Genomic DNA, 26,188 nt, shown 5'->3' with positions numbered 1-26,188 from the left:
CTCATCTCCCGGCCCTCGCCTCGAGGTCGGTGCGCGCGCCGGACGGGCCCCGGAACAGGACCCATAGCCGCGGCACAGGGGACGGCGAGGGCGCGGGCACCGCGGGGTCGACGATCGCGGCCGACCCGCCGCAGTACTTGCACGTCACACGGCGCACCCCTTCGGGCGCGTCGAGCGGCGCATGGCAGCGGGGGCACTCGAGCGCGATCACGGCGGCGCCACGGGGCGCGCGTGGCCGGTCCCGGTCAACGAGGAGCGCGACCACGCCGCGCGGCATCGCGCGCCGGACGAGCGCGGGCACCTCGCCCGAATGGCTCACGCCGCACGTGCACGTGTAGCCGCCGCCGCGCCACCGGGGTTCGACGAGCGCGCCGCACGCGCAGATCGGGTGGCCGGGGCCGGCGACGAGGTTGGCGGGCGTGTCGTCGTCGGGCCGGAGCCGCTCGCCGGGGGCGTCGGCGCGCTCGATGCCGACCTCTTTGAAGGGGTTGAGGGGCGCGATCGGCGGCCGGCCGACCGCGCCGCCCTCGGGGTCGGGGCCAGCCATGTCGGCGACCGCATGCGCGTGCCGGAGCGCGGTGCGCCAGAGCAGGGCGGAGAGCTCCTGCGTGTGGCCACACGTCGGGCACACCGCGCGGCCGTCGTCCGCGAGCGAGGCGAGCGGCACGCGGCTGGAGCAGCCCGCGCACGCCCACGCGAAGGCGACATGGCCCCAGTACGCATCGTCGACGCGCCGCACCACCTCGACAGGTGCGGACGGGTCGTCACGGCACACGCTGCATGCCTTGTGGCGCGTCGGCACGACGCGCCCGCACCGGGGGCAGATGCGCAGCGCATTCGCGGCGACGTTCGGCGTCGGATCGCCGGGTCCGAGCGCCAGCTCCGCAATAGCCGCCTCCGCGATCCCCGCCTCCTCCGCGATATCCGCTGGCGGGACCGGCCGGCCGCAGTTGCGGCACAGCAGCGCCCCTCCGCTGTATCGGGTCTTGCAAAACGGGCACGTGGCCATGCGGCGAGTGTACACGAACGGTTCTGCGTGGGCCGCGACGCCGCGAGCGCGCAAGCCGGCCGGACACGGTCGCCGCCCTGAAGTGCAGGACGAACACGGACACGATCCGTACGCAGAGGCGCTGGCGAAGGTGCGCACGCTGCGCGAGGTCCACGGCGTGCTCGAATCCGCTCCCGGAGATCCCTGGCGGGACCGCTGGTACGCGGCGCTAGGACGGCCCGGCAGGGCCCACGAGCGCGCGGCAGCGCGCGTCGTCGAGCACGGGGCGCACGCCGCGGTTCGACGGAAAGAGCGCGTTGAGACGCGCTGTGACCGCGGGATCGCCCGTGAAGACGTCGATTTGCCGTCCGACGACCTTGATGCCGCGATCCTCGGCGACGAAGCACCCGTCGTGTCGGCCCCCACCGGGGAGCGGCAGCCCGACGAGCTCGGGCACGAACAGGGACGTGCCGAGCGGAATGACGCTCGAGTCGACCGCGACCGTGCGCAGCGGCGTGATCGGGCGCCCGGTCGCGCCGCGGCCATACGGGAACCGCCGCGGATCGAGCCGCTCGAAGCAGACCTGCTGGCCGGTGCGCGGGCAGACATCGGCGCACGCGCAGCCGCGTCGCGCGAAGCTCACCGTGTCACCCGAAGCGAGCCGGCCGCTGCCCTGGACGCAGACCTGGTCGTGGAACGCGCGCGGGACGCTCGAGAGCGGCGCGCAGGCAGCGTCGTAAAGGACCGCATCCTTCGGCCCTTCGCCCTCGCTCGGGAAGTCGTAGTAGGTGTTCCGGAACATCCCGGGCGCGAGCCCCGGCGCCGCCTGTGGCGCCGGGGCCGCGCGCGCGGGCCGGCCGTGCTCGCGCACGAGGATCACCGGGTCGCCCTGCGCCGAGGCGCCGCCCAGATCGGCCTGCGCCGCGCCGCGCGCCTCGCCCGGCGCGCCGTCGACAGCGGCGCTGGCGCGCCGGTCGCGATCGCCGTCGTCCGGGGAGGGCTCGTGGAGCCAGCCGCCGCCTCCGCGCGCGATCTGCGGCTCGCTCGAGCCGTCGTGGACCCAGTCCGCGCCCCCCTTGGCCGCGCACCCCGCGGGGAGCGCGAGCAGGAGCGCATGGATCCCGCCGAGGACGAGCGCTCGCGCGCGTGCCGCGCTCGTCAAAAGGCGCCTCCGAGCCGGGCGAGCTCCCGGATCGCCGCGGCGGCGACGTCGGCGCGCGCCCAGAACACGGCGGGTGAGCCGGCGCTCTCGGGCGCGGCGCCGGCCGCGATCACCACGGGCGCGGAGTCGCCCGCGCCCGGCTGGCCAAGGCGGCTCGCGACGAGCCGCAGCGGCTCGACCACCAGCGCGAACGCGATGTCCGAGCCGAGCGGCGCCAGCGCGGTCTTCATGGAGGCGACCTCGCCGAGGCGCTCTCCCTGGAGCGCGCCGACCACGCTGCGGAGCCCCGCGCCCGGATCGTTGCCGACGGACGCGAAGAGGCCGTCGTCGCGGACGAGGTAGAGCAGCTCGATCGAGGACGGCGGAAGCGACGCTCCCTGCGCGGCGGGCCCGCCCTTTCCGCCCTGCGACCCCTTGCGCGCCGGCGCCCCTCCCGCGCCAGCGGGCGCGCTCGCCCCGGCGGTCCGCTCGAACCGCACCCGCCGGACGTCGCCGTCGAGCAGCGGAAGCGCCGCCTTGCCCGCGGAGACCCGGAGCCCCTCGCGCTGCAGCGCGGCCTTGAACGGCGGGAGCTCCGCGGTCCCGAGGAGATCCTGGATGGAGGCCTCGAGCTTGGCCCGGTCGCCCACGGCGGCGCGCACGAACGCCGTGGGACCGGCGCCGTCGAAGCGGAGCCCGCCGGCGAACCAGTCGCCGCGCGCGTCCGACGCCGCGCGGATCGCGGCGCCGACCCGCTCCCGCTCCGCGGCCGGGAGGTCGCCCTCGACGAGCCCAGCGAGGGCGTCGACGAGCCTGGGCACGTTCTCGGCGCGCGTCGCGGCCCGATCGCGGACGAGGATCCCGACGAGCGCGTCGGCGGGCAGATCGAGCAGCGGCTTCACGTCGCCGACGGCGAGATCGGCCGACGCCTTCGACGCCGGGCCGCCCCCTGCCTTCGGCGTTCCGGAGACGCGCAGGTGCGCGTTCTCGTCCAGCACCAGCGTGAGGCGCGCTCGCTCGAGATCGCCGAGCATCGCGAGCGCGCCCTCGATCATCGGACCGAGCGGCACCGCGGTGGCGCGCGGCGCGCCGTCGGGCCCGCGCGCTTTGTCCCAGGCGCTCCGGGCCGCCTTGAGCACCGGGCCCTCGAGCGCGGCCCTCGGGAGCTCGACCGCGAGATCCTCCTTCGGCACCTGCGCTTGCGGCATCGTCCGCGCGACGTAGGGGCCCAGGGAGATCAGGTCGCCCGGCGTCTCCGCGACGAGCAGGTAGTTGCCGAGGACGCCGAGGGCCACCGGGCTCGCGCCCTGGAGCTGGAGCGGCTCGAGCAGCGCGATCGCGGTCGCCGCGTCGGGCTTCGCGCGGAAGCGCGCCCCCTCGCCTCGCGTGAGCTGGTCGATGAAGCGTCCCCCGTCCTTCACGTGGATGCCGAGCGCGGCCCGCGGGCGCGCCCCGTCCGCGGCCTCCACGGCCGCGCCGAGCACCGGCACCCCGCCGTCGATCTCGGACGCGACGGTGATGGGCAAGCCGAGCAGCGACGCGGCGAGGGCGCCGGCGCTGCTCGGGAGGAGCGCCGCCGAGCCGCCGATGAGGCCGCGCGCCTTGGCCCACGTGGCGTCGGGCGTCGGGAGGAACGCCTCGGCGATGAGCCCCGCCGGCGCGGGCACGGGGCTCAGGGCCGCGGCGCCGGCGTCGGACGGCGCGCCAGGCGATTTGCAGGCCAGCGCGCCCGCGCTCAGGCCGAGGGCGATGGCCAGGAGCGCCGCAGCGCCGCGGCGCACGGCAGAGGTCGATCGCACGATCACGACCCGAACGGTAGCGCCTTCCCGCCGCGGTCGACCACGAACCTGCAAAATCGCCGCGCGCGCCGTGGCAGCTGCCCCCATCACCCCCGCGCTGGTCCCAGGCGGCCTCAGCGGAAAGCTGCGGAGCAGGCGCACCGCTGCGGTAAGCTCCAGCCGATGCCTCGCCCCGGCTACGACAGCGTGGTGCTCATCACCGGCTTCCCCAAGTTCATCGCGCGGAAGATGCTGCAGCACATCCTCGCGTCGGAGCCGCGCACGCTCGTGGTTGCCGTCGTGATCGCGAAGTCGTCGGCGCAGGCCAGCGCGGAGCGGGACGCGCTCCCGGCGGCGGACCGCGAGCGCCTCGTGCTGCTCGAGGGCGACGTCGCGGCCATGGATCTCGGGCTGTCGGGCGCCGAGTTCCGGCAGCTGGCCCGCGAGGTCGACCGGATCCATCACCTCGCGCACGTGGGCCACGCCGGGGCCGACCGGAGCACCGCCCACGCCGTGAACGTCGTCGGGACGGCCGAGGTGATCGAGCTCGCCCGCGCCTGCACCTCGCTCCAGTGCCTCGTCCATCAATCGACCGCGTTCGTCGCGGGGGACCGGACGGGGATGGTGTACGAGGACGATCTCGAGGCCGGCCAGGCGTTCCGCAACCCCGTGGAGGAGACGCGGATGCGCGCGGAGGTGCTCGTGCGGCGGGCGATGCGCCACGTGCCGGCGGCGGTCGTCCGGCCGACCACGGTGGTGGGCGACGCGACGACCGGGGAGATCGACCGGCTCGACGGCCTGTACCTCCTGGTGCTGCTCATCATGGCAGCGCCGGCCGACATGGCGATCCCGATGCCCGGCCGCGGCGACGTGCCGCTCAACATCGTCCCGATCGATCACGTCGTCCGCGCGACGCACGCGATCGGCCTGAACCGCCTCGCGCCGGGTCGCACGCTCCACGTCACCGATCCGCACCCGCTGTCGGCGCGGCGGGTCTTCGATCTCATCGCGCGTGCGAGCGGCCGCCGCGCCGCGCGCGGTCACATCCCGTCGAACCTCGCCAAGGCGCTGCTCCGTACGCCCGGGATCGAGCGCTTCGTCCGCAGCCCGCGCGCGTTCGTCGAGCAGCTGATGACCCCGGTGCGCTACGACGCCAGGAACGCGGATCTCGTGCTCACGGCCGCGGGGATCGCGTGCCCGCCCTTCGAGTCGTACGTCGACGTGCTCGTCGGCGCCGTCCAGGAGCGCGTCCGCGAGCGGCGCGAGCGCCAGGAGATCGAGGTCAGCGCGGACGCCGAGCCCGACATCGAGGATCCGCTGTCGTGAGGGGCGCAGCCCGCCCCGCAGCCCGCGCGGAGATCCCGGAGCGCCGCGCGGCGTCCTGCCGCGCCCCGCGGCGGCGAGCGCCGGCGCGGCCCCTCTCCGCCGCGTCGCGGCGCGCCCTCGCGGCGCTGCTCGCGGCGCTGCTCGCGGCCGAGGCGCTCGGCTGCAGCGCGACGCGCGAGCACGTGGCGCCGCCGGCGCCCGAGGTGGGATCCGCGCCGCCCGCGCCTTCGCCCCCGCCGCGCCCCGCAGAGGCCCCCGCCCCGAAGACAGCCGCGCCGAGCCCCGCGGAGGCCGCGCCGGCGCGCCCGCCAGAGCTGGATCTGCTGCGCCCCGAGGACGGGGCTTACGCCCACTTCTTCGCGGCGCTCCGCGCGCTCGAGCAGGGTCGCCGCCGGGATCACGTGCGCATCGCATGGCTCGGCGACTCGCACGCCGCGGCGGACTTCTGGAGCGGCGCGGTCCGGGCCGCGCTGCAGCGGCGCTTCGGCGACGGCGGGCTCGGCTTCGTGCACCTCGGCTACGCCGCCTACCGCCACAACGGCGCGCGGCTCACGGCCGACGGCAAGTGGCGGACCCGCCCGAAGTCTCCGGGCGGCTCCACGCCGGCCGACGACGGCGTCTTCGGGCTCGGGGGCATCCTCTTCGGCGCGCAGGCGGCCCCGGTGCGCGCGGAGATCTCGCTCACCTCGGCGGCGCCTTCCGCGCGGCTGCTCTGGGACGTGTGCTTCCGCCCGAGCGCGCCGACCGACGAGGTCGCGGTGACGATCAAGGGCGGCCCGAGCGAGGTGCTCCGCGCGGCCGCGGGCGAGGCGCCCGGCGCGCTGCAGCACACGCGGCTGGCGAGCGTGGGCGCGGTGAAGCTCGGCGTCGCGCCCTCGGGCGGGGCCGAGCTCTGCGGGCTGGTCGTCGAGCGCGATCCGGAGGCCGGGGCCGGGGTGGTGCTCGACACGCTCGGCATCAACGGCGCCCGCCTGGCGACGCCGCTCCGGTGGAGCGAGCTCGCCTGGGCCGCCGAGCTCGCGCGGCGCTCGCCGGAGCTCGTCGTGCTCGGGTACGGCACGAACGAGGCGGGCGACGTCACAACGGATCCGTCCCTCTACGCGAAGCAGCTGGCCGAGCTGCTCGCCCGCGCCCGCAGGGTGGAGCCCGACGTCGACTGCCTGGTGCTCGCGCCGACGGACCGGAGGGACACGCCGGAGCGCACGCCCGTCGTCCGAGACGTCCTGCGCGACGCCGCGCGGGAGGGCGGCTGCGCGTTCTGGGACACGTACCAGGCGATGGGCGGGAGGGGCTCGATCGAGGCCTGGTACCGCGAGCGCCCGCCGCGCGCGTCGCGCGACGGCGTCCACCTGACCTTCCGCGGCTATCAGGAGCTCGGCGTGAAGCTCTCGAACGACATCCTGGAGCGCTATCGCCCCTGACGAGCGTCGCCGGCGTTGGGGTCGGTTCGACGCCGACGGCTGGCGGCCGGCCCGGTGGCCTTGCTCGTGCTTTCCGCTGTCTTTGCTCGATCGGCGTGAAGGCTTCTCACGCGCGATGGGCGAAGGGGGCACATGCTTCATGCCGGGGACGTTGCAGGAGGTCGCTTCCGGCTGATCCGGCAGATCGGCGCGGGTGGGATGTCGAGCGTGTGGTGGGCGCGCCATGAGCTCATCGGCCGGGACGTGGCGCTCAAGCTGTCCCCGGCGCTCCGGGACGAGCAGGTCGTCGGGCGCTTCATCCGGGAGGCGAAGATCATCGGCAAGTTCCAGCACCGGAACATCGTCGGCGTCGTCGACGCCGGCGAGCTCCAGGACGAGGGCTACCTGTTCCTGGCCCTCGAGCTCCTGCGGGGCTCGCCGTTCGCTGACCGCCTCCAGCCGAACCGGCCGCTGCCGCCCGAGGAGGTGGTGCCCGTCCTCATCGAGGTGTGCTGCGGGCTCTCGGCCGCCCACGCCGAGGGCGTCGTGCACCGCGACATCAAGCCGGAGAACATCATGATGGCGGCGGTCCCCGGCGAGGGGATCGTGCCGAAGATCGTCGACTTCGGCATCAGCCAGCTCACGGGCGCGGGCGACGCCATCACCATCGACGGACAGCTGCTCGGGACGCCCTCGTACATGAGCCCGGAGCAGGCGCTCGGCAAGCGCACCATCGACGCGCGCGCCGATCTCTGGGCGGTCGGCGTCATGCTCTACGAGGCGCTCAGCGGCGCGCAGCCGTTCACGGGAGGCAACCACCACGCGGTCCTCCGGCGCATCCTCGAGACCGAGCCCGCGCCGCTGCCGAGCTCGATCCCGCCGCGCCTCCGGAAGATCACCGGCCGGTGTCTCGAGAAGGACCCGGCGCGGCGCTACCCGGACGCGGCCTCGCTGCGCGCGGATCTGAAGGCCGCGCTCGACGATCTCGGCGCGAGCGCGCCCGCGCCGATCGTGATCCTCTCGCCGCCGGCCTCTCGCTCGCGGGCCGAGGAGGTGACGCGAGCCCGCGGCGCGCTCGCCGCGCCCCCGAGGCTCGCCGTTCGCGCCCTCGAGCGGCTCTGGACCCGGGCGCCACGGGCGCCTCGATGGCGGGAGGCGACGACGATCGGGCGCACGCAGGGGGCCGCCGCCCCGCAGGGCGCGGCGCGCCGCGCGAGGACGATCCTGGCGATCCGGCTCGCGGGCGCCGCGGCGCTCGCGGCGGCGCTCGGCTCGGCCGCGCTGCGGGAGCAGGCGGACGCGGGGCCCGAGAGCGCGGCGCGCGAGAGCCTCCGCCCCGTGCTGGCCACGGCCTTCGCCGACGGCGGCGCCGCCTGGCGGCGCAGCGCCAGCGCCCCCGAGGCGACGCGCGGCGACGCGCGGCCACGGGACGCGGCGAGCCGCGGCGGCGCGCCGGGCTCGCCCGAGCGCGCCTCGAGGGACCCGGGCAGCGACGACGTCTCGTCGGCCTACGAGGACAAGCCCCCGCGCGGGCAAGCGCCGCGCGGGCCATCTCGACCCCGCATCACGAGCCCCGGGTTCTGATGACCAGCGCCGCACCGATCACCGCTCCTCGCCGACGCCGCTGGCGGCGCGCCGCCGCGCTCGGGCTCGTTTGCTGGGCGCTGCTCTCGCCCTCCTGGCTGCATGCGCAGGACGACAGCGTGACGCGCGCGCTGAGGCTCCAGTTTGCGCAGGGGCTGACGCTCGAGATCGCGGGGCGCTGGGCCGACGCGCTGGACAGGTTCGAGTCGATCGCCCGCCGGCGGCCGACGGCGAACGTGACGTACCACATCGGCCTCTGTCACGAGCGGCTCGGCCGGCTGCGCACGGCCGAGCGGACATACCACAACGCGCGTGCGATCGCGGACGCGGACGCGGACGCGCGGAAGGCGTCGCCGGGGGTGCTCGCCGAGATCGACGCGCGCCTCGAGGACCTCGAGGGACGGATGCCGAGGATCGTGCTGAACCTCGCCGGCGCGACCGACGGCGTGACGCTGCTGCTCGACGGCGAGGTGACGAAGCCGTCGCGGGCAATCCGGGTCGATCCGGGCCCCCACGTCGCCGTGGCGCTCCGGCACGGGATCCCCGTCGCCGCGAGCGCCTTCTCGAGCCACGAGCGCCGAACCAGGTTCGTGACGCTGACCGTTCACCCCGGTGCGCTCCGCGTGTCCAGCGTCTCGCGCCCCTGAGCTCGCCGAGCCGGCGCCCCACACCGAGCTCCCCACACCCCAGCGCCTGTGTGCGAGCTGAGGGGGCCCGCGCCCCTCGCTCCGGACATGATCGCGCAGCGGTGGCGCGCCTTCGCGGAGCGCCCTCGCCGCGCGGCCTGCGGCTCGTCGCGGACGTGTGCCCGGCCGCGCGCGCAGCGCCCACACGCGGGCGAGGTCTCGCGAGCGCGTGGCATTTCGCCGCACGCGCGGCGCTGGCCCGACCGTCCAGCGCCCGCTTGGATCCCATGCGAGGCCCACCTGACAGGGCGCTCCGGACACGCCCAAACTCGCCGAGTCGTCGGCCGTGAACGCTGGATCCAGCTTCTGACGTCCTGTTAGCATGCGAATCCCATGGCTCTCGACAGGCCGCCCGGTGCGGGCTCTGCTTCGCGACTCGGCAACTATGAGCTGCTGAGAGAGCTCTCCGGCGGTGGCATCGGCTCCACGTGGCTCGCGCGGGCGTCCTCCGACGAGGGCGAGGCGAAGAGCGCGCTGCCTGTCACGATCCTCCGCATCTACCGGCACCTCACGAAGAGGGCCGAGACCGCCGACAGCATCCTCCGCGAAGCCGGGATGGCGCAGCAGGTCCGCTTCCCCAACGTGCTCTCGGTGCTCGACGCCCGCGTCGCCGACGGCGAGGTCTTCATCGTCTCGGAGTACGTGGAGGGCGAGCCGCTGGGCGCGCTGGTGCCTTTGGCCGGCGCCGAGGGGCTGCCGCCGCCGGTGTCCCTCCGGATCGCGATCGACGTGCTGCGCGCGCTCGCGTCCGCGCACGCGGCGCAGCCGGCGCCGCTCGTTCACGGCGAGCTGAACCCGACCCACGTCTCCGTCGGCATCGACGGCGTCACCCGGGTCGGCGGGCTCGGCGTCGCGCGGGCCATCGCCGGGCTCGCGCCCATGGGGACGAGGAACCCCGATCGGCTGGCCTATGCCGCGCCCGAGCGGGTCAAGGCGATGGCAGCGCACGCGGAAGCCCCGCTCGATCCGCGCGCGGATCTCTTCTCGGTCGGCGTGGTCCTCTGGGAGCTGCTCGCGCGGCAGCGGCTGTTCTCGTCGAAGCTGGAGGCCGCGGTCATCCAGAAGGTGCAGTCGGCGCCGATCCCCCAGCTCGCGGGGCTCGCCGGGGGCGCCGTCCCGGCCGAGGTCGTCGATGTCGTCCAGGCGGCGCTCGAGCGCGATCCGGCGCGCCGCTTCGAGAGCGCCTCGGCGATGCTCGCGGCGCTGGAGGCCGCGGGAGCAGGGCGGATCGCCGGGGACGAGGACGTGGCCGCGGCGGTGAGCAGGCTGGCCGGCAAGACGATCGAGCCGCGCAGGACGATGATCGCGGCGGCCATGGCGAGCCCCGCTGGCGCGGACGAGCCGCGGCCGCCGCCGCGCGCGCGGGGGATGACGCTGGTGGGCGTGGCGATCCCCGCGGCCGACGGCGCGCTCTCCCCCCGCGGCGACAGCCCGCGTCAGGCGATCACCGCGCCGTCGCCGCGCGCGCGCGGCGCGACGCCTGGCGCGCCGCCGGTGGCCGCGGGCGGCGCGATCGCCGCGAGCCAGGTGCGCCCGACGAGCGGCGCGACGGCGACGAAGGACGCCGCCGCGCCGAAGAACGGCCTGGCGGCCAAGCCAGCGGCCGGCGCAGGCGCGTCGAACGGCGCGGGACCTGCGGGCACCGATGCTGCGCACGCCAGCGTCGACACCGGGTGGGGCTCGGTGGACGAGGTCCCCGCCCGCGACCTGCCCGGGCCGCGGCGCCCCGCACAGACCCTTCCGCGGATCGAGCCGTCGGGCCAGGGGACGGAGGACCGCGCCGCCGCCGGGGCGAGCACCGAGCGCGCCGCAGCGACGGGGGCGGCCACGGCGAAGGAGCAGCCGCCCGCGCGGCCGGCCGCGCCGCGCCCGGGCGATCTGGGCGACCCCGTCGGGGCGGCGCGGGCGACGCCGACGCCGGCCGAAGGGACGGCGCCGAAGCCGCCGACGCCAGCCCTGGGAGGGCCGTCCCCGAGGCCACCTCGCCCGCCGCCGCCGGCTCGCGCGGCGTCGCCGGCGCAGCCCGAGGCGCATGGCAAGGTCGCCGCTGCAGCGCCTGCCGCCGTCGTGCCAGCGTTCGCGCCGAGCCCTCCGACGCCTCGGGTACCTGTGCCGCCCCCGGCGCCGCCGGCCGCTGCGACGCGCCGCACGCCCGTGGTGCCCGCCGTGACGCCGGCGCCACGCGCGGCCGCCACGCCCGCGCCGCCGCTGGCGACGGCCACGAGCCGCGCGCCGGTGACACCGTCGGCGCCCCTCCCGCCCGCTGCACCCGCGCCGGCCGCGTCGGCTGAGCCCTCTCAGCCGCTGCCCCCCGTCGCGCCCGCGTCGGCCACCGCGCCTGCCATCCCTGTCGCAGCGAAGACCCCGCCGCCCCCGCCGGCGGCGGCCGCGCCTCCGGGCGGTGCGCCTGCGGTGGCTGCGACGCAGGAGGGCGCGCGCGGCAACGGTCCGGCATCGACCTCCAGCAGGACGGTCGCCACGCCGACCGGGATGCAGGGCCCGAACAAGCTCTGGGGTCGCGCGGCGTCGGCCGTGGACCAGCTGGGCCCGGGGAGCACCCTCGGCCGCTACGAGATCCTCATGCCGGTCGCCAAGGGCGGCATGGCGGCCGTCTGGGCCGCGCGCCTCCAGGGCACCCGCGGCTTCAGGAAGATCGTCGCCATCAAGACGATGCTTCCCGACGTCTCCGACGACCCCGACTTCGAGTCGATGTTCCTCGACGAGGCGCGGGTCGCGGCGCGGATCCGGCACCCCAACGTGGTCGAGATCCTCGACCTCGGCGAGGAGGACGACGTCCTCTACATCGTGATGGAGTGGGTCGACGGCGAGACGGCCGGCACGCTGCAGAAGGCCGCGAAGCGGCTCGGGGGCATCCCGCAGCGGATCGTGCTCCGCATCGCCTCGCAGATCTGCGCGGGGCTCCACAACGCGCACGAGCTGCGCGACGACAGCGGCGTGCTGCTCGACCTCGTCCACCGGGACATCTCGCCGGCGAACGTGCTCATCTCGACCGCCGGGTTCGTGAAGATCGTCGACTTCGGCGTGGCGAAGTCGAAGGGGCGCCTGCACGTCACGCGCGCTGGCGGCATCGTCAAGGGGAAGACGCCGTACCTCTCGCCGGAGCAGCTCGGCGGGCTCCCCATCGATCGCCGGAGCGACATCTTCTCGCTCGGCGCGCTGCTGTACGTGCTCACGACGGGGCTGCACCCCTTCCGCGCCGAGACCGAGCTCGCGACCATCGAGAACATCACCATCAAGAACCCGCTCCCCCCGCGCGAGCTGAACGGAGCGATCCACCCCGAGCTCGACAGGATCATCCTCAAGGCGCTCGAGAAGGACCCCGAGAGCCGCTTCTCGACGTGCGCGGAGATGCAGCGGGCCATCGATCAGGTCGCGTCGACGCTCGGCGAGCCCACGACCGACGAGGACGTGGCGGCCTTCGTGCGGCAGGCGATCGGCGAGATCCAGTCGAAGCGCGCGCAGGAGCTCCGCGACGCGATCGCGGCCGTCGACGCAGGCGCGGCCGTGAACTCGGAGCGCCGGCCCGGGGCCTCGCTGGAGGGCCACGCTGCGCTGGCCGACGTCGGCGCGGGCTCACGCGAGGGCGCTCCCGCCGCCGCGGCGGGGTCTCCCCCTGCGGCAGCGGCGCCGGCCGGCGCCGTCCCGGCGTCCAGCGGAGGGGCCGCGTCACCGACCGCGGAGAAGGACGAGGAGCCGCCGGTCAGCCTGGAGCCGATCTCGTTCGAAGAGATCGCCGTGCCGGCGCAGCCTGCCGGCGTGCCGCCGCGGCTCATCATCGCGCCCGCCCTGCAGGCCGACGTCGCGCCCGGCGAGCCGGCCGAGCCGGTGAGCCCGCGGCCCGCCGCCCGCGAGGGCAAGCCGCTCGGCCCGTCCGCCAAGCGGATCCTCCCGGCGGCCGGCGTGCCCGCCACGAAGGTGCTCGCGCCGGCGGATCCGCCCGCGTCCCGGGCCGCGGCGCTCAGCGAACGCCTCGCGAGGCGCGGCTCGCGGAGCCTCGCCAACGACGTCGGCGAGGTCACGGCGGTCGACCGATCGTTCGAGACCGCGGAGCGGCGCAAGCGGCTCCAGCTGATCGTGGCTGGCGCGGCGATGTTCTGCGTGGCGCTCGGGGCCGTCGCGCTGGTCGTGCGCGGCGGCGACGAGCGCTCGCGTCCGGAGATCGGCAAGGCGCGCGTCGATGCGTTGCCCGCGGCCGCGGCGGCCGACACCACCTCGGCTGCGGCGGAGGTCGTCCCGGCTGCGCCCGTTTCGCCGGCGGCGCCTCAGGTGGCGGAGCCGGCGTCGCCGCCCGCTCCCGAGGCGTCGGCGACGCCTCCCGAGGCGGCGCCAGCGCCCTCGCCGACGCCTCCCGCGGCGGAGCCGGCGCCTTCCCAGACGGCCAAGGCGGCCGCGGCAGCGACGGCGCAGCCCATCGCCGCGCCGCAGGCGTCGCCCCCCCCGTCGACCCCGCGCCCCCGGACGACGTCCACGCCGGCGAAGCCTGCGCCCAAGCCGGCAACGACCGGCAAACCCACCCCCAAGAAGAAGTACAACCCATCGGGTATCTGAACACCGTGCGATCTCGACCCTGGCTCCGTGCGCTGCTCTTCGGTGCGGCATCTTGCCTGTGCTTGTGCACGCTCCCCGGGCCCGCAGCCGGCGCGGACGGCGCCGCGGCGACGCCCGCGCCGGACGCGGTGGAGAAGGCGCAGAACCACTTCAAGAAGGGCGCCGCCCTCTACGAGAGCAAGCGCTACGCGCTTGCGCTGGAGCAGTTCCGGGCCTCGTACGCCACCGTGCCGAGCCCGAACTCCCGCCTCTACATCGCGCGCTGCCTCGCGGATCTGGGCGATCACGTCGAGGCGTACCTCGAGTTCGATCAGGTCGCGGCGGAGGCCGCGTCGCGGGCGAAGGACGAGCCGCGCTATGCCCAGACGGAGCAGACCGCGCAGCTGGAGCGCGACGACCTCGCGCGCAAGATCGCCCTCGTCACGGTCACGGTCGCGCACCCGGACGCGGCGACCTCGCTCGCGGTGGCCGGCAAGGACGTCCCGCGCGAGCGCTGGGGCAAGCCGTTCCCGGTCAAGCCCGGCAAGACCGAGATCGTCCTGCGCACCAAGCTCACCTCGACGCCGCAGACCGTCGATCTCTCGGCGGGCGAAGCGAAGACCGTCGCGCTCGACGCCGAGCCGAGCGGCCCGACCGAGGCCGGCTCCGGCTCTCCGGCGCTCCTCGACGAGGGCCCGAGCCCGCCCTTCTCGGAAGCGCCCTCGCCGCGCGCGTACCTGCGGCCTTATGCCTACGCCGCTGGCGGCGTGGGTGTCGCGGGGCTCGCGATGTTCACCGTCGCCGGGCTGATGGCGAACAGCACCTACAGCGATCTCACCGAGACCTGCAGGGGCCCCTGCCCCGCCGATCGCCAGGACGACGTCGACGCCGGCAAGACCCAGAAGACGGTCGCGAACATCGGCGTCGTGGTCGGCGCGCTCGGGCTCGTCACGGGCACGACCCTGCTCATCCTGAGCTTCACCGGGGGCGGCGCTGGCGGCTCGCAGAGCGCCACGGCCTCGACGCAGCTGCTCGTCGGCCCTGATTTCGCCGGGCTACGCGGCACCTTCTAGGCGCCGACGCCAGTGCTGGCGGCGCTCAGGTCGTAGCTGCGCGAAAAGGAACGGGCAGGGTCGCTGCTGCGACCCTGCCCGCTTCATGTCGGATGCGCTCGCGGTCGACGCGGAGCGATCAGCGACCGCCCGGGCCCTTGGTGACCTTCGACTTCTTGTCCCCGGAGTGGCCGTGGAACGTGCGCGTCGGGGCGAACTCACCCAGCTTGTGGCCGACCATGTTCTCCGTCACGAACACGGGAACGAACTTCCTCCCGTTGTGCACGGCGAAGGTCAGGCCGACCGACTCGGGCAGGATCGTCGAGCGGCGCGACCACGTCTTGATCACCTTCTTGGCATTGGTCGCCTGGGCCGCCTGGATCTTCTCCAGCAGGTGACCGTCAATGAAGGGCCCTTTCTTGATGCTCCTCGGCATGACTAACCCTTGGTCCCGCGCCGCCGAACGATCATCCCGTCGGTGCGCTTGTTGTTCCGCGTCTTGAGGCCCTTCGAGAGCTGACCCCACGGCGAGCACGGATGGCGCCCGCCGCTCGTCCGGCCCTCACCACCGCCCATCGGATGATCGACGGGGTTCATCGTGACACCGCGGTTGTGCGGCCGGCGCCCGAGCCAGCGCGAACGCCCCGCCTTGCCGAGGCTGATGTTCGCGTGCTCGGAGTTCGACACCTGCCCGATCGTGGCGCGGCAATCGAGGTGCACCTTGCGGATCTCACCGCTCGGGAGGCGGACCTGCGCATAGTCGCCGTCCTTCGCCATGAGCTGCGCAGCCACGCCGGCCGAGCGCACGAGCTGACCGCCCTTGCCCTTCTTGACCTCGACGTTGTGGATCGAGGTGCCGGGCGGGATGAAGCGGAGCGTCAGGCTGTTGCCAGGCTTGATGTCCGCGTTCCGGCTCGCGAGCAGCGTCGCCCCCACCGCGAGGCCGTCGGGCGCCAGGATATAGCGCTTCTCGCCGTCCACGTAGTGCAGGAGCGCGATGCGCGCCGTCCGGTTCGGGTCGTACTCGATCGCGGCGACCTTCGCCGGGACGCCGATCTTGTCGCGCCGGAAATCGATGATCCGGTAGCGCTGCTTGTGACCACCGCCGCGGAACCGCGACGTGATCCGGCCGTTGTTGTTCCGGCCGCCGGTGGACGTCTGCTGCTCCAGCAGCGACCGCTCGGGCTCGACCTTCGTGATCTCCTTGAAGTCGCTGACCGAGTAGTAACGCCGCGCCGGCGAGGTCGGCTTGAAGGATCTGATTCCCATCGCTATTCCGCCTTCTCGTCGAAGAACTGGATCTCGTCACCCTCCTTGAGGGTGACGATCGCCTTCTTCCAATTACGCAGCTTCGCGTAGCCGCGCCCCATGCGCTTGTCCTTGCCGCGCATGATCAGCGTGTTGACGTCCACCACGCCCACCTTGAAGAGCGTCTGGATGGCGTCCTTGATCTGGATCTTGTTCGCCTCGCGGCGGACCTCAAAGATGACCTTGTTGCCTTGGTCGCGGAGCCGGCTCGACTTCTCCGTGAGGATGATTGGCCGGCGGATGATCTGCTCGGGCTGCATGTCGGACTCCCCTGACTAGCGAAGGCAACGCGCCTCGAGCGCCTTGGCGGCGTCCCTCGAGACGATGAGGTGGTCGTGCCTGAGGAGGTCGTAGACGTTGACCCCTTCCGGCGGCAGGTACTGGTGGTTCTCCAGGTTGCGGAGGCTCTTCACCAGCTTGTCGTTGCCGGCCGTGTCGACGACCAGCGACTTCCGATCCGCCTGCAGCGTCGTCAGCGTGGCAGCGATCGCCTTGGTCTTGATCTCGGAGACCTCGAGGCTGTCGAGCACGATGAGCCGGCCCTCCTTCGCGAAGAGCGAGAGCGCGCTCTTCAGGGCGCCGATCCGCACCTTGCGCGGGGGACGGTAGGACCAGTCCTTCGGCTCCAGGGCGTGCGCCATGCCGCCGCCCGCGTGGTGCGGCGCGCGGATCGAGCCCTGGCGAGCGCGGCCGGTGCCCTTCTGGCGATAGAGCTTCTTCGTGGAGCCGGCGACCGCGCTCCGCTCCTTGGTGGCCTTGGTGCCCGAGCGGCGGGACGCGAGCTGCGCCTTCACGACCTCGTAGAAGAGGTGCTCCTTCACCTCGGTCCCGAAGACCTCGTCCGAGAGGTCGAGTTCGCCGACCTGCTCCCGCTTGAGGTTGTAAACGGTAACCTTCATGGTACCTGGACTCCTAGCTCTTGATCTCGACGTCGACGCCGGCCGAAAGGTCGAGCTTCATCAGCGCGTCGAGGGTTTGCTGCGTCGGCTCGATGATGTCGAGAAGCCGCTTGTGCGTCCGGATCTCGAACTGCTCGCGCGACTTCTTGTCGACGTGGGGCCCCCGCAGGACCGTGTAACGGCGGATCTCGGTGGGCAGCGGGATGGGCCCCGCGACGTGCGCCCCGGTCCGCTTCGCCGTCTCGACGATATCGCTCGTCGACTTGTCGAGCAGCTGGTGGTCGAAGGCCTTGAGGCGAATCCGGATCTTGGTTGTATCAGGCATGGTGCTCTTCCTACGCGAGGATCTTGGTGACGACGCCGGCGCCCACCGTCTTGCCGCCCTCGCGGATGGCGAAGCGCATCTGCTCCTCCAGCGCGACCGGGGCGATGAGCTCGATCGTCATCGTGATGTTGTCGCCCGGCATCACCATCTTCACCCCCTCGGGGAGGTTCACCGTGCCGGTCACGTCCGTCGTCCGGATGTAGAACTGCGGCCGGTAGTTGGTGAAGAACGGCGTGTGGCGCCCGCCCTCCTCCTTCTTGAGGACGTACACCTCACCGGTGAACTTCGTGTGCGGCGTGATCGACCCGGGCTTCGCAAGCACCTGGCCGCGCTCGATCTCTTCCTTCTCCACGCCGCGGAGCAGACACCCGACGTTGTCGCCCGCCTGCCCCTGATCGAGCAGCTTGCGGAACATCTCGACGCCGGTCACGACCGACTTCTTCGTGTCCTTGAAGCCGATGATCTGCACCTCGTCGCCGACCTTGATCACGCCGCGCTCGATGCGGCCCGTGGCCACCGTGCCGCGGCCCTTGATCGAGAACACGTCCTCGATCGCCATCAGGAACGGCTTGTCGATGTCGCGCACCGGCTCGGGGATGTAGCTGTCGAGCGCGCTGAGGAGCTGCTGGATCGTCTCCTCCCACTTCGGGTCGCCCTGGAGCGCGGGCAGCGACGCGCCGCGGACCACCGGCGCGTTGTCCCCGTCGAACTTGTACTTCGACAGGAGCTCGCGGACCTCCATCTCGACAAGGTCGAGCATCTCCGGGTCGTCCACCGCGTCGCACTTGTTGAGGAACACGACGATGTGGTTCAGGCCGACCTGCCGGGCGAGCAGCACGTGCTCGCGCGTCTGCGGCATCACGCTGTCGAGCGACGACACGACGAGGATCGCCCCGTCCATCTGCGCCGCGCCGGTGATCATGTTCTTGATGTAGTCGGCGTGCCCGGGGCAGTCGACGTGCGCGTAGTGGCGGTTCGCCGACTCGTACTCGACGTGCGCCGCCGCGATGGTCACCGTCTTGGTCTCGTCACGGACCGTCCCGCCCTTCGCGATGTCGGCGTACGAGATCGCCTTCGCCAGGTTGCGCTTCGACTGCACCTTGACGAGCGCCGCGGTGAGCGTGGTCTTGCCGTGGTCGATGTGACCGATGGTGCCCACGTTCACGTGCGGCTTCGTACGAGTGAATTTCTCCTTGGCCATGGCGTCTCTTTAACCTCGCTGCTTGGCGACGATCTCTTCCTGGATCGCTGCTGGAACCGGTGCGTAATGAGAAAACTGCATCGAATGGGTCGCGCGGCCCTGCGTCTTGGAACGGACGTCGGTCGCGTAACCGAACATGGTGGCGAGCGGGACCTCCGCGCGGATCACCCGGGTGTTCGCGCGCTGCCCCATATCGAGGATGCGGCCGCGCCGCGAGTTGAGATCTCCGATGACGTCCCCGAGGTAGTTCTCGGGCGACACGACCTCGACGGCCATCATCGGCTCGAGGAGCACGAGCCCCGCCCTCTTGGCGCCGTCCTGGAAGGCCATCGACGCGGCGACCTCGAACGCGGGCCCGGAGGAGTCGACCTCGTGGTAGCTGCCGAAGTGGAGCCGCACCTTGATGTCGACGACGGGGTAGCCGGCGAGCACGCCGCGGCCCATCGCGTCCCGGATGCCCTTCTCGATCGAGGGGATGAACTCCTTCGGGATGATGCCGCCGACGATGTCGTTCTCGAACACGAAGCCCGCGCCGCGCTCGGCCGGCTCGATGTCGATCCTCACGTGACCGAACTGGCCGTGTCCGCCCGACTGCCGGACGAAGCGCCCCTCCACGTCGGTCGCCTTCTTCGAGATGGTCTCCTTGTAGGCGACCTCGGGCTTGCCGACGTTGGCGTCGACCTTGAACTCGCGCTTCAGGCGGTCGACGATGATCTCGAGGTGGAGCTCGCCCATCCCGGCGATGATCGTCTGGCCCGTGTCCTCGTTCGTGAACGTGCGGAACGAGGGGTCCTCGTAGGCGAGCTTCTGCAGGCTGAGCCCGAGCTTGTCGAGATCGGCCTTGGTCTTCGGCTCGATGGCGATCGAGATCACGGGGTCGGGGAACTCCATCCGCTCCAGCACGATCGGGTTCTTCTCCTCGCAGAGAGTGTCCCCGGTGCGGGTGTCGCGCAGCCCCACGGCAGCGTAGATGTTGCCCGCGTAGCAGACGTCGATCTCCTCGCGCTTGTTCGCGTGCATGCGGAGGATGCGCCCGAAGCGCTCCCGCTTGCCGCGCGTCGAGTTGAGCACGCTGACGCCGCTCTTCGTCGTACCGGAGTAGACACGGAAGAAGGTGAGGTTGCCGAACTGGTCGTTCATGACCTTGAACGCCAGCGCCGCGAACGGCTCTTCGTCGCTCGCCTTGCGCGAGACGACCTTCTCCTTCTTGTCGGGCAGCGTCCCCTCGACGGCCGGGATGTCGACCGGCGACGGCAGGTAGTTCACGACGCTGTCGAGCAGGAGCTGGACCCCCTTGTTCTTGAACGCAGAGCCGCACAGGACCGGGACCATCTTGAAGCCGAGGGTGCCCGCGCGGATGGCCGCGTGGATCTCCTGCTCGGCGATCTGGTCGATCTCACCGGCGATGAACTTCTCCATCACCTTGTCGCTCGCGTCGGCGCACGCCTCGATGAGCTTCTCGCGGAGCTCCTTGCACCGCGGCAGGAGGTCGGCCGGGATCTCCTGCCAGTCGTAGCGCTGGCCCTTCGTCTCCTCGTCGAACACGGCGGCCCGGAGGGTCACGAGGTCGATCACGCCGCGGAACGAGTCCTCCGCGCCGAGCGGGTAGTGGATCGCCACCGGGTTCGCGCCGAGGCGCTCGCGGATGGAGTCGACGCACATGTCGAAGTCGGCGCCGATCTTGTCCATCTTGTTGATGAACGCGATGCGCGGGACGCCGTACTTGTCCGCCTGCCGCCACACCGTCTCGCTCTGCGGCTCGACGCCGTTGCCGCCGTCGAACACCGCCACCGCGCCGTCGAGCACGCGGAGGCTCCGCTCGACCTCGATGGTGAAGTCGACGTGACCGGGCGTGTCGATGATGTTGATCCGGTGAGAGACGCCCTTCTCGGGGCCCTGTTCCGGCGCCCAGAAGCAGTTCGTCGCGGCGGACGTGATGGTGATGCCGCGCTCCTGCTCCTGGACCATCCAGTCCATCGTGGCTGCGCCCTCGTGGACCTCGCCGATCTTGTAGTTGACACCCGAGTAATAAAGGATGCGCTCGGTGACCGTGGTCTTGCCCGCATCGATGTGGGCCATGATCCCGATGTTGCGCGTCCGTTCCAGGCTGTACTCGCGTGCCACTTTATCCTTCTCCGTCGTGTGATGCGTGGGGTGAGGTTTCCGGACTCAGGATGCAAAACACCCTCTCCAGCCCGGCCCGCCTCTGTTGTGGCAAGCACTTGAACCTGGAGAGGGTGTCGGGGTACAGCAGCAGCTTTTCTAGGTCCCGCGAGGGCGAGCGCTGTCGCGCTCCCTCGAGAGGACCGGCTCTGTAACCCGATCCTTATGTCAGCCGTGCCATCTCGCTCTACGCGTCTCCTCGCCTGGGGATGGGACCTGAAATGACGAACCAGCGCAGATCCGGGATCTGCGCTGGCCTCGCTGACCTACCAGCGATAGTGGGCGAACGCCTTGTTGGCCTCCGCCATCTTGTGCGTGTCGTCGCGCTTCTTGACCGCGTTGCCACGGTTCTGCGCCGCGTCGACGAGCTCGGCGGCGAGCCGCTCGCGCATCGTCTTCTCGCCGCGGCCGCGCGAGTAGGTCACGAGCCAACGCATCGCCAGCGCGACGCGACGCTCGGGGCGAACCTCGACGGGGACCTGGTAGGTCGCGCCGCCGACGCGCCGGCTCTTCACCTCGAGCTTCGGCTTCACGTTGTCGAGCGCCTTGCGGAAGACGTCGATCGGCTCCTCCTTGAACCGGTCGCGCACGATGTCGAACGCGCCGTAGAGGATCCCCTCGGCAGTCGCCTTCTTGCCCGACTGCATCAGGGAGTTCGTGAACTTGGCGACGAGCTTGTCCTTGTACTTCGGGTCCGGAATGATCTTCCGCTTCGGGACTTCGCGACGACGGGGCATCTTCGTTCCTCTGCTGGCTTTCGCGCGGTCAGGCCGTCACGCCTTCGGGCGCTTCACGCCGTACTTCGAGCGCTTGCGGTTGCGGGTCGCTTTGTTGGTGGAGCTAGGCCCGGCAGCGCCGGACGCGTCGAGCGTGCCGCGGACGACGTGGTAGCGCACGCCCGGCAGGTCCTTGACACGGCCGCCACGGATGAGGACGACCGAGTGCTCCTGCAGGTTGTGGCCTTCGCCCGGGATGTAGCTCGTCACTTCCATCTGGTTGCTCAACCTGACGCGGCAGACCTTGCGGAGCGCAGAGTTGGGCTTCTTCGGCGTCGTGGTGTAAACACGTACGCACACGCCTCGCCGCTGCGGGCAGGACTTGAGCGCAGGAGAGGCCGTCTTGTAACGAGCGGCCTCGCGGCCTTGGCGGATGAGCTGGCTGATGGTCGGCATAGTGACGCGGATTTCCACCTGAGGGATGGGGACGCGCAGGATACCCAGGAGGCGACCCATGTCAAGCGGGACGACACCCGTTCGTGTTGGATACGCCGGCGTGCCGTTCGTTCGCGTCGATCCCGTGCGTCGCGCCCGCCGCGTCGGTCGCGCCGTTCACGTCGCTGGCGCCGTTCACGTCGCTGGCGTTGTTCACGTCGCTGGCGTCGGTCGCGTCGGTCTCGTCGGTCTCGTCCGTTGCGCTGGCCGAGGCGCGGCATCGTTCGTGTCGGGCGCGTCGGTCCCGCCGCGCCTGCGGAGGCTGTGTTCTGCGCGTCCCGGCCCCGCGCGAAGGGCTCGTGGGCGCGGCGCGCGGCGGGGGCCGTCCGTGCGCGTCTCGTTCGACGGGGCGCTCGGCGTGCGACCGCGGCTCCCGGGACGCGCGGGAGCCTGCGCGCGCCGCACGAGTCGGACGCCGGCACGCGCCGCGGGCCCTTGGCGGCCCGCCTGCTGTTCGGTACGGTCGCTGCGTGGCGAAGAAGCTTTCACGCGCCCAGCGTAAAGAAAGCCGGCGCAAGGCGCCGCAGAGCAGCGCTGCGTCGAGGCCGGCGTCCGAGGTGGACACGGGGCCCTCGTCGCGCGGCGATCAGGGCGGCAGCGCGACAGCGCGAGGCCCCTCGGTAGCGCGCGTCGATCCGACGGCGAGCCGAAGCGGCGACGACCCGCGCGGCGCGCGCACACGCGGCGCCGCTGCGCCGAGCAGCGCGGAGCCTGCGCGGGCGCGCGGCGCCGGCGATCGATCCCATCGGAGAGGCGGAGTCGAGGCGCAGCCCGCGCGAGCGCGCGGCGGAAGCGCACAGACGAAGCCAAAGCGAGATCGCGCGCTCCTGGTGTTCCTGGGCCTCGTGGCGCTCGCCGCGGTGATCGTGTTCGCCGCGCAGTCCCCCCGCGCCCCAGAGCGCGCCGCGCCGGAGCCCGCGAGAACGGCTCCGGCAAAGACCCACGCCGCGGAGCCGTCCACCGCGTCCCCCGCCGCGCCGACGGCGACCGACGAGCTGCCGGCTCCACCTCCGGTCGACTCGTCGCCGCCGACGATCGTCACCGCCGAACCGCCCGCAGCGGAGACGGCGCGCGCTGCAACCCCGCAGGGTGCTGCAGCCGGCGCCTCACCAAAGGGGACAGCTGCCAGCGCTTCTCCATCAGGAGCAGCCACAGGAGCAGCCGCAGCCGCCCCGCCGAAGAAGCGCACCAGCGCACCGAAGCCGGCCGCCGCCCCGCCCGTGACGACACCGACAGCGGGGGCGACGCCGGCAGCAGGGGCGACGCCGGCAGCGGGGGCGCCGACAGCGGAGGCGGCGCCTCCGCCGGAGCCCGCGCAAAAGCCCGCCGAGCTTCCACACGAGTGATCGCAACCGCCGTGATGAAAGGACGCCCGAGATGCTTCGCTTGAATGCTTCGCCCGACGCCGCTCGAACGCCGGGCCGCTCGCCGCGCTCCCGCGCGCGGGCGCTCGCCCTGCCGCTCGGCGTCGCGCTGTCCGGCCTCCTCGCCGCGGCGACGGCGGGCGCGCAGCCGGCGCCGCAACCCGCGCCGCCGGCTGCCTCTGCGCTGCCCGCTGCCTCCGCGCCGCCCGCTGCCTCCGCGCCGCCCGCTGCCTCCGCGCCGCCGTACCCGGCGGTCCCCTACCCGGCGCCGCCGCAGGAGGCCCCGCGGGCTCCGCCAGGGGCCTCGCCGGGCTATCCGCCGCCTGGTCCCCCGGGCGGCTACGCTCCGTACGGCGGCGCCTACCCTCCGCTCCCGCCGGGCTACCCGGTGGCCCCGGCGGAGATCCCGCCTGCTCCGCCCCCGGTTCCCCTGCGCCGGAAGAGCCCGGGCCTCATGCTGGGCGGCATCGCGCTCACCGCCGGCGGCACGATCGCGTTCTTCACCGGGACGGGCCTGCTCGCGTCGGCGAGCAACCGATACGAGATCTACTGCGATTTCGGTGGCTTCACGGGCATCTGCGAGACGCGCTCCGACGGGCGCCGCCAGCTCGCCGGCGCGCTCGTCTCCGTGGCGGGCGGCATCATGATCGCCGTGGGCATCCCGCTCTGGGTCATGGGTGGGAAGAAGGTGCCGGTCAGCGACGCGACGCCCAAGGCGTCGGCCCAGACCACGCTCTCGCTCGGCCCCGGCTCCGCCGCGCTGCAGACGCAGTTCTGAAGGGCTCCCCTCGCCCGATCCTCCCCTCCCCGCGCGCGGGGTCGCGGGGGGCCTCTACCGCTCCTGCGCGTCGTCGCTCAGGGCAGACCCTTCTTCTTCTTGGCGCCCTTGCGGTGGCGCGGCCCGCCGTCGTCCGTGGCCGCGGGCATGCGGAGGATGTGGAAGCGCCCGCCGCCGCGCGCCAGCGGATCGCCGAGCTTCACCCGCTCGCGCGCGAGCTCGATGAAGCGGTGCTGCGACCGCAGCTGGGGGGCGCCGGCGGGCTGCTGGAGCTTGTGGTAGCTGCCGTCGCTCGCGAGCTCCCAGGTCTTCGCCGTGTCGGACATCACGGTGTTCAGCATGTCCTCGACGCGCGCGCGGGTGGCGGGCTCGATGATCGGGATCATCAGCTCGACGCGGCGATGGAAGTTGCGCGGCATCCAGTCGGCGCTCGACATGTAGATCTCCTCGCTGCCGCCGTTCGCGAACCGGAACAGGCGCTTGTGCTCGAGGAAACGATCGATGATCGCGCGCACCTGGATCCGCTCCGACAGGCCCGGGATCCCCGGCCGGAGGCAGCAGATGCCGCGCACGGCGAGCTTGATGTCGACCCCGGCCTGCGACGCCGAGTAGAGCGCGTCGATGACGTCGACGTCCACGAGCGCGTTCATCTGCGCCACGATCTCCGCCTTGCGCCCGGCCCGCGCGTGGGCCTCCTCGCGCGCGATGAGGCCCAGCACCGCCTCGTGCAGGCCGAGCGGCGCCACGAGGAGGCGGTTCCACTTGGGCGGCGCGCTGTAGCCGGTCAGCAGGTTGAAGAGCGACGTCATGTCCTCGCCGATCTCCCGGTTCGCCGTGAACAGGCCGATGTCGGTGTAGAGCCGCGCGGTCTGCGGGTTGTAGTTGCCCGTCGACAGGTGCACGTAGCGGCGCAGCTTGTCCTTCTCGCGCCGCACCACGAGCAGCGCCTTCGCGTGCGTCTTCAGCCCGAGCAGGCCGTAGATCACCTGCACGCCGCTCTGCTCGAGCGTCCTCGCCCACTGGATGTTGCTCGCCTCGTCGAACCGCGCCTTCAGCTCGACGATCGCCGTCACCTGCTTGCCGCTCTCGGCCGCGCGCGCGAGCGCTTTGAGGATCGGCGAGTCGCCGCCGGTCCGGTAGAGCGTCTGCTTGATCGCGAGCACGTTCGGGTCGTCGGCGGCGCGGGAGACGAACTCCGCGACCGGATCGAACGACTCGTAGGGGTGGTGCAGGAGCACGTCCTGCTCCCGGATGACGGCGAAGACGTCCTCGACGTCCCGGAAGAGCGGCGGGACCTGCGGCGCGAACGGCTCGTCCCGGTACTCGCGGCGCTCGTCGTCCGCGACGATGCCCATGAGGTCGGCGATGTGGAGCGGCCCAGGCACCCGGTAGACGGCGTGCGACGCGTCGACCTTGAGCGCGCGGCAGAGCCGCTGGACCGAGGTGCCGGCGCCCTCGCCGAAGCCGATCTCCAGGCGCACGGCGTTGCCGCGATCGCGCCGGCGGAGCTCGGCCTGGATCGTCTCGAGCAGATCCTCGCCTTCCTCCTCGTCGATCTCGAGGTCCCAGTTCCGGGTGACGCGGAAGGGGTACGTGCCGCGCAGCCTGCCCGAGGGGAAGAAATCCTTCACGTGCCGGGCGATCACGTCCTCGAGCAGGACGAACGCGCGCGTCGCGCCCTCGACGCGGACCCGCATCAGCCGGCTCAGCCCCGGCGGCACCTGGATGACCGCGAAGCCGGGCTCCTGCGCTTCATGCTCCCGGGAGAACATGATCCCGAGGTTGATCATCTTGTTGCGCAGGTGCGGGAACGGGTGCCCCGGGTCGATCGCGATCGGCGTGAGGATCGGGAAGATGTCCGTGCGGAACCGCTCGTCGAGCGCGCCGAGCTCGGTCGCGTCGAGCTCATCGGGCCGGACGATCACGATGCCGGCGCGCTGGAGCGCCGGGATCAGATCCGAGTGCCACAGCTGGTAGGCGTCATCGACGAGCGCGTGGACCCGCGCGCTGATCGCCACGAGCTGCTCGTGGGGCGTGAGCCCGTCCGGCGGGACCTCGGCGATCGTGCGCTGCGTCTGCGCCTGGAGGCCGGCGACGCGCACCATGAAGAACTCGTCGAGGTTGGAGAAGAAGATGCTCAGGAACTTGAGGCGCTCGAACAGCGGCACCTCGTGCGACCTGGCCTCCGCCAGCACCCGCGCGTTGAACTCGAGCCACGAGAGCTCGCGGTTCAGGTAGTGCGCCGGGTCCCCCTCGATCGGGATCGCCCCCGGGGCGGCCGATATCGACACCGGGCCGCTGGACGGAGCGGAGCTCCCCCCGGACCGCGCGCTGGAGGGGCCGCTCGGGCGCGGCGCAGGCCCGGCGACCCGAGCTGAATCCACGTCGTCTTCTGAGTCGGGAGCGAGGGCGCTATCTGGGGTGGACGGCGGGTCA

Annotated in this window: 21 protein-coding genes; 7 read left to right on the top strand and 14 right to left on the bottom strand. The window is 72.8% G+C overall.

Annotated elements, in window-relative coordinates:
- Position 1: 1 nt before the first annotated feature.
- The 3 genes from WME95_RS04695 to WME95_RS04685 form a co-directional block, all read right to left on the bottom strand.
- Positions 2-1,009: a double zinc ribbon domain-containing protein gene (locus tag WME95_RS04695; RefSeq protein WP_437907198.1), complete on the bottom strand. Its 1,008-nt coding sequence runs from the start codon at positions 1,007-1,009 to the stop codon at positions 2-4.
- Between the two features lie 208 nt (positions 1,010-1,217).
- Positions 1,218-2,150 (bottom strand): 3D domain-containing protein, encoded by a 933-nt coding sequence (locus WME95_RS04690; protein ID WP_437907197.1) that lies wholly within the window; start codon positions 2,148-2,150, stop codon positions 1,218-1,220.
- Positions 2,147-3,928 carry a hypothetical protein gene (locus WME95_RS04685; protein ID WP_437907196.1) on the bottom strand — a complete coding sequence of 594 codons (1,782 nt, stop codon included), beginning with the start codon at positions 3,926-3,928 and terminating at the stop codon, positions 2,147-2,149. The genes WME95_RS04690 and WME95_RS04685 overlap by 4 nt, the downstream gene beginning before the upstream one ends.
- Before the next feature lie 162 nt (positions 3,929-4,090).
- Between WME95_RS04685 and WME95_RS04680 the strand changes: the two genes are divergently transcribed.
- From WME95_RS04680 to WME95_RS04655, 6 genes are all read left to right on the top strand, one after another.
- Positions 4,091-5,233, top strand: a complete 1,143-nt coding sequence (locus tag WME95_RS04680; RefSeq protein WP_437549713.1) for an SDR family oxidoreductase — start codon at positions 4,091-4,093, stop codon at positions 5,231-5,233.
- The gene (locus WME95_RS04675) at positions 5,230-6,654 is read left to right on the top strand and encodes a GDSL-type esterase/lipase family protein (protein ID WP_437907195.1); all 1,425 of its coding nucleotides are present in this window, start codon (positions 5,230-5,232) and stop codon (positions 6,652-6,654) included. The genes WME95_RS04680 and WME95_RS04675 overlap by 4 nt, the downstream gene beginning before the upstream one ends.
- 132 nt (positions 6,655-6,786) lie before the next feature.
- Positions 6,787-8,217 carry a serine/threonine-protein kinase gene (locus WME95_RS04670; RefSeq protein WP_437907194.1) on the top strand — a complete coding sequence of 477 codons (1,431 nt, stop codon included), beginning with the start codon at positions 6,787-6,789 and terminating at the stop codon, positions 8,215-8,217.
- Entirely contained in the window at positions 8,217-8,864 is a 648-nt protein-coding gene (locus WME95_RS04665; protein ID WP_437907193.1) for a tetratricopeptide repeat protein, read from the top strand. Before WME95_RS04670 ends, WME95_RS04665 begins: the two co-directional genes overlap by 1 nt.
- A gap of 372 nt (positions 8,865-9,236) precedes the next feature.
- Positions 9,237-13,472 (top strand): protein kinase domain-containing protein, encoded by a 4,236-nt coding sequence (locus tag WME95_RS04660; protein ID WP_437907192.1) that lies wholly within the window; start codon positions 9,237-9,239, stop codon positions 13,470-13,472.
- Between the two features lie 5 nt (positions 13,473-13,477).
- Positions 13,478-14,524 (top strand): tetratricopeptide repeat protein, encoded by a 1,047-nt coding sequence (locus WME95_RS04655; protein ID WP_437907191.1) that lies wholly within the window; start codon positions 13,478-13,480, stop codon positions 14,522-14,524.
- A 118-nt stretch (positions 14,525-14,642) separates the two neighbouring features.
- On the opposite strand, the gene rpsS is transcribed toward WME95_RS04655, so the two are convergent.
- The 10 genes from rpsS to WME95_RS04605 form a co-directional block, all read right to left on the bottom strand.
- Positions 14,643-14,939, bottom strand: a complete 297-nt coding sequence (gene rpsS, locus WME95_RS04650; protein ID WP_437297915.1) for a 30S ribosomal protein S19 — start codon at positions 14,937-14,939, stop codon at positions 14,643-14,645.
- Between the two features lie 2 nt (positions 14,940-14,941).
- The gene (gene rplB / locus WME95_RS04645) at positions 14,942-15,772 is read right to left on the bottom strand and encodes a 50S ribosomal protein L2 (RefSeq protein WP_437279857.1); all 831 of its coding nucleotides are present in this window, start codon (positions 15,770-15,772) and stop codon (positions 14,942-14,944) included.
- Between the two features lie 2 nt (positions 15,773-15,774).
- The gene (locus WME95_RS04640) at positions 15,775-16,071 is read right to left on the bottom strand and encodes a 50S ribosomal protein L23 (RefSeq protein ID WP_012233478.1); all 297 of its coding nucleotides are present in this window, start codon (positions 16,069-16,071) and stop codon (positions 15,775-15,777) included.
- A 15-nt stretch (positions 16,072-16,086) separates the two neighbouring features.
- Complete coding sequence (rplD, locus tag WME95_RS04635) at positions 16,087-16,710, bottom strand: 50S ribosomal protein L4 (protein WP_012233477.1); 624 nt, start codon at positions 16,708-16,710, stop codon at positions 16,087-16,089.
- 13 nt (positions 16,711-16,723) lie between these two features.
- Positions 16,724-17,035 (bottom strand): 30S ribosomal protein S10, encoded by a 312-nt coding sequence (rpsJ, locus tag WME95_RS04630; RefSeq protein WP_272100105.1) that lies wholly within the window; start codon positions 17,033-17,035, stop codon positions 16,724-16,726.
- A gap of 10 nt (positions 17,036-17,045) precedes the next feature.
- On the bottom strand, positions 17,046-18,236 hold the full coding sequence (gene tuf / locus WME95_RS04625; protein ID WP_012233037.1) for an elongation factor Tu: 1,191 nt from the start codon (positions 18,234-18,236) through the stop codon (positions 17,046-17,048).
- A 9-nt stretch (positions 18,237-18,245) separates the two neighbouring features.
- Positions 18,246-20,360: an elongation factor G gene (gene fusA, locus WME95_RS04620; protein WP_437907190.1), complete on the bottom strand. Its 2,115-nt coding sequence runs from the start codon at positions 20,358-20,360 to the stop codon at positions 18,246-18,248.
- Positions 20,361-20,665: 305 nt separating this feature from the next.
- Positions 20,666-21,136, bottom strand: a complete 471-nt coding sequence (rpsG, locus tag WME95_RS04615) for a 30S ribosomal protein S7 (protein ID WP_012233474.1) — start codon at positions 21,134-21,136, stop codon at positions 20,666-20,668.
- A 36-nt stretch (positions 21,137-21,172) separates the two neighbouring features.
- The gene (gene rpsL / locus WME95_RS04610; protein WP_012233473.1) at positions 21,173-21,571 is read right to left on the bottom strand and encodes a 30S ribosomal protein S12; all 399 of its coding nucleotides are present in this window, start codon (positions 21,569-21,571) and stop codon (positions 21,173-21,175) included.
- Positions 21,572-21,632: 61 nt separating this feature from the next.
- Positions 21,633-21,767, bottom strand: coding sequence for a hypothetical protein (locus tag WME95_RS04605; RefSeq protein ID WP_437907189.1), 135 nt, complete (start codon positions 21,765-21,767; stop codon positions 21,633-21,635).
- 1,220 nt (positions 21,768-22,987) lie between these two features.
- On the opposite strand from WME95_RS04605, the gene WME95_RS04600 reads away from it, so the two are divergent.
- A complete protein-coding gene (locus tag WME95_RS04600; protein ID WP_437907188.1) occupies positions 22,988-23,752 on the top strand; it encodes a hypothetical protein in 765 nt (254 codons plus the stop codon).
- Positions 23,753-23,829: 77 nt separating this feature from the next.
- On the opposite strand, the gene ppk1 is transcribed toward WME95_RS04600, so the two are convergent.
- On the bottom strand, positions 23,830-26,136 hold the full coding sequence (gene ppk1 / locus WME95_RS04595) for a polyphosphate kinase 1 (RefSeq protein WP_437907187.1): 2,307 nt from the start codon (positions 26,134-26,136) through the stop codon (positions 23,830-23,832).
- Between the last annotated feature and the right edge of the window lie 52 nt (positions 26,137-26,188).

Source organism: Sorangium sp. So ce327 (assembly GCF_051530205.1).
Taxonomy (GTDB): Bacteria; Myxococcota_A; Polyangia; order Polyangiales; family Polyangiaceae; genus Sorangium; species Sorangium cellulosum_B.
The sequence above is the reverse complement of the archived record's forward strand: the minus strand, read 5'-3'. Positions and strand labels throughout refer to the sequence as shown.

Excerpts from the sequence above, each read along its gene's own strand:
- WME95_RS04695 (WP_437907198.1), bottom strand. The coding sequence starts at position 1,009 with ATGGCCACGTGCCCGTTTTGCAAGACCCGATACAGCGGAGGGGCGCTG.
- WME95_RS04680 (WP_437549713.1), top strand. The coding sequence starts at position 4,091 with ATGCCTCGCCCCGGCTACGACAGCGTGGTGCTCATCACCGGCTTCCCC.
- WME95_RS04670 (WP_437907194.1), top strand. The coding sequence starts at position 6,787 with ATGCTTCATGCCGGGGACGTTGCAGGAGGTCGCTTCCGGCTGATCCGG.
- WME95_RS04665 (WP_437907193.1), top strand. The coding sequence starts at position 8,217 with ATGACCAGCGCCGCACCGATCACCGCTCCTCGCCGACGCCGCTGGCGG.
- WME95_RS04660 (WP_437907192.1), top strand. The coding sequence starts at position 9,237 with ATGGCTCTCGACAGGCCGCCCGGTGCGGGCTCTGCTTCGCGACTCGGC.
- rpsS (WP_437297915.1), bottom strand. The coding sequence starts at position 14,939 with ATGCCGAGGAGCATCAAGAAAGGGCCCTTCATTGACGGTCACCTGCTG.
- rplB (WP_437279857.1), bottom strand. The coding sequence starts at position 15,772 with ATGGGAATCAGATCCTTCAAGCCGACCTCGCCGGCGCGGCGTTACTAC.
- WME95_RS04640 (WP_012233478.1), bottom strand. The coding sequence starts at position 16,071 with ATGCAGCCCGAGCAGATCATCCGCCGGCCAATCATCCTCACGGAGAAG.
- rplD (WP_012233477.1), bottom strand. The coding sequence starts at position 16,710 with ATGAAGGTTACCGTTTACAACCTCAAGCGGGAGCAGGTCGGCGAACTC.
- rpsJ (WP_272100105.1), bottom strand. The coding sequence starts at position 17,035 with ATGCCTGATACAACCAAGATCCGGATTCGCCTCAAGGCCTTCGACCAC.
- tuf (WP_012233037.1), bottom strand. The coding sequence starts at position 18,236 with ATGGCCAAGGAGAAATTCACTCGTACGAAGCCGCACGTGAACGTGGGC.
- rpsG (WP_012233474.1), bottom strand. The coding sequence starts at position 21,136 with ATGCCCCGTCGTCGCGAAGTCCCGAAGCGGAAGATCATTCCGGACCCG.
- rpsL (WP_012233473.1), bottom strand. The coding sequence starts at position 21,571 with ATGCCGACCATCAGCCAGCTCATCCGCCAAGGCCGCGAGGCCGCTCGT.
- WME95_RS04600 (WP_437907188.1), top strand. The coding sequence starts at position 22,988 with ATGCTTCGCTTGAATGCTTCGCCCGACGCCGCTCGAACGCCGGGCCGC.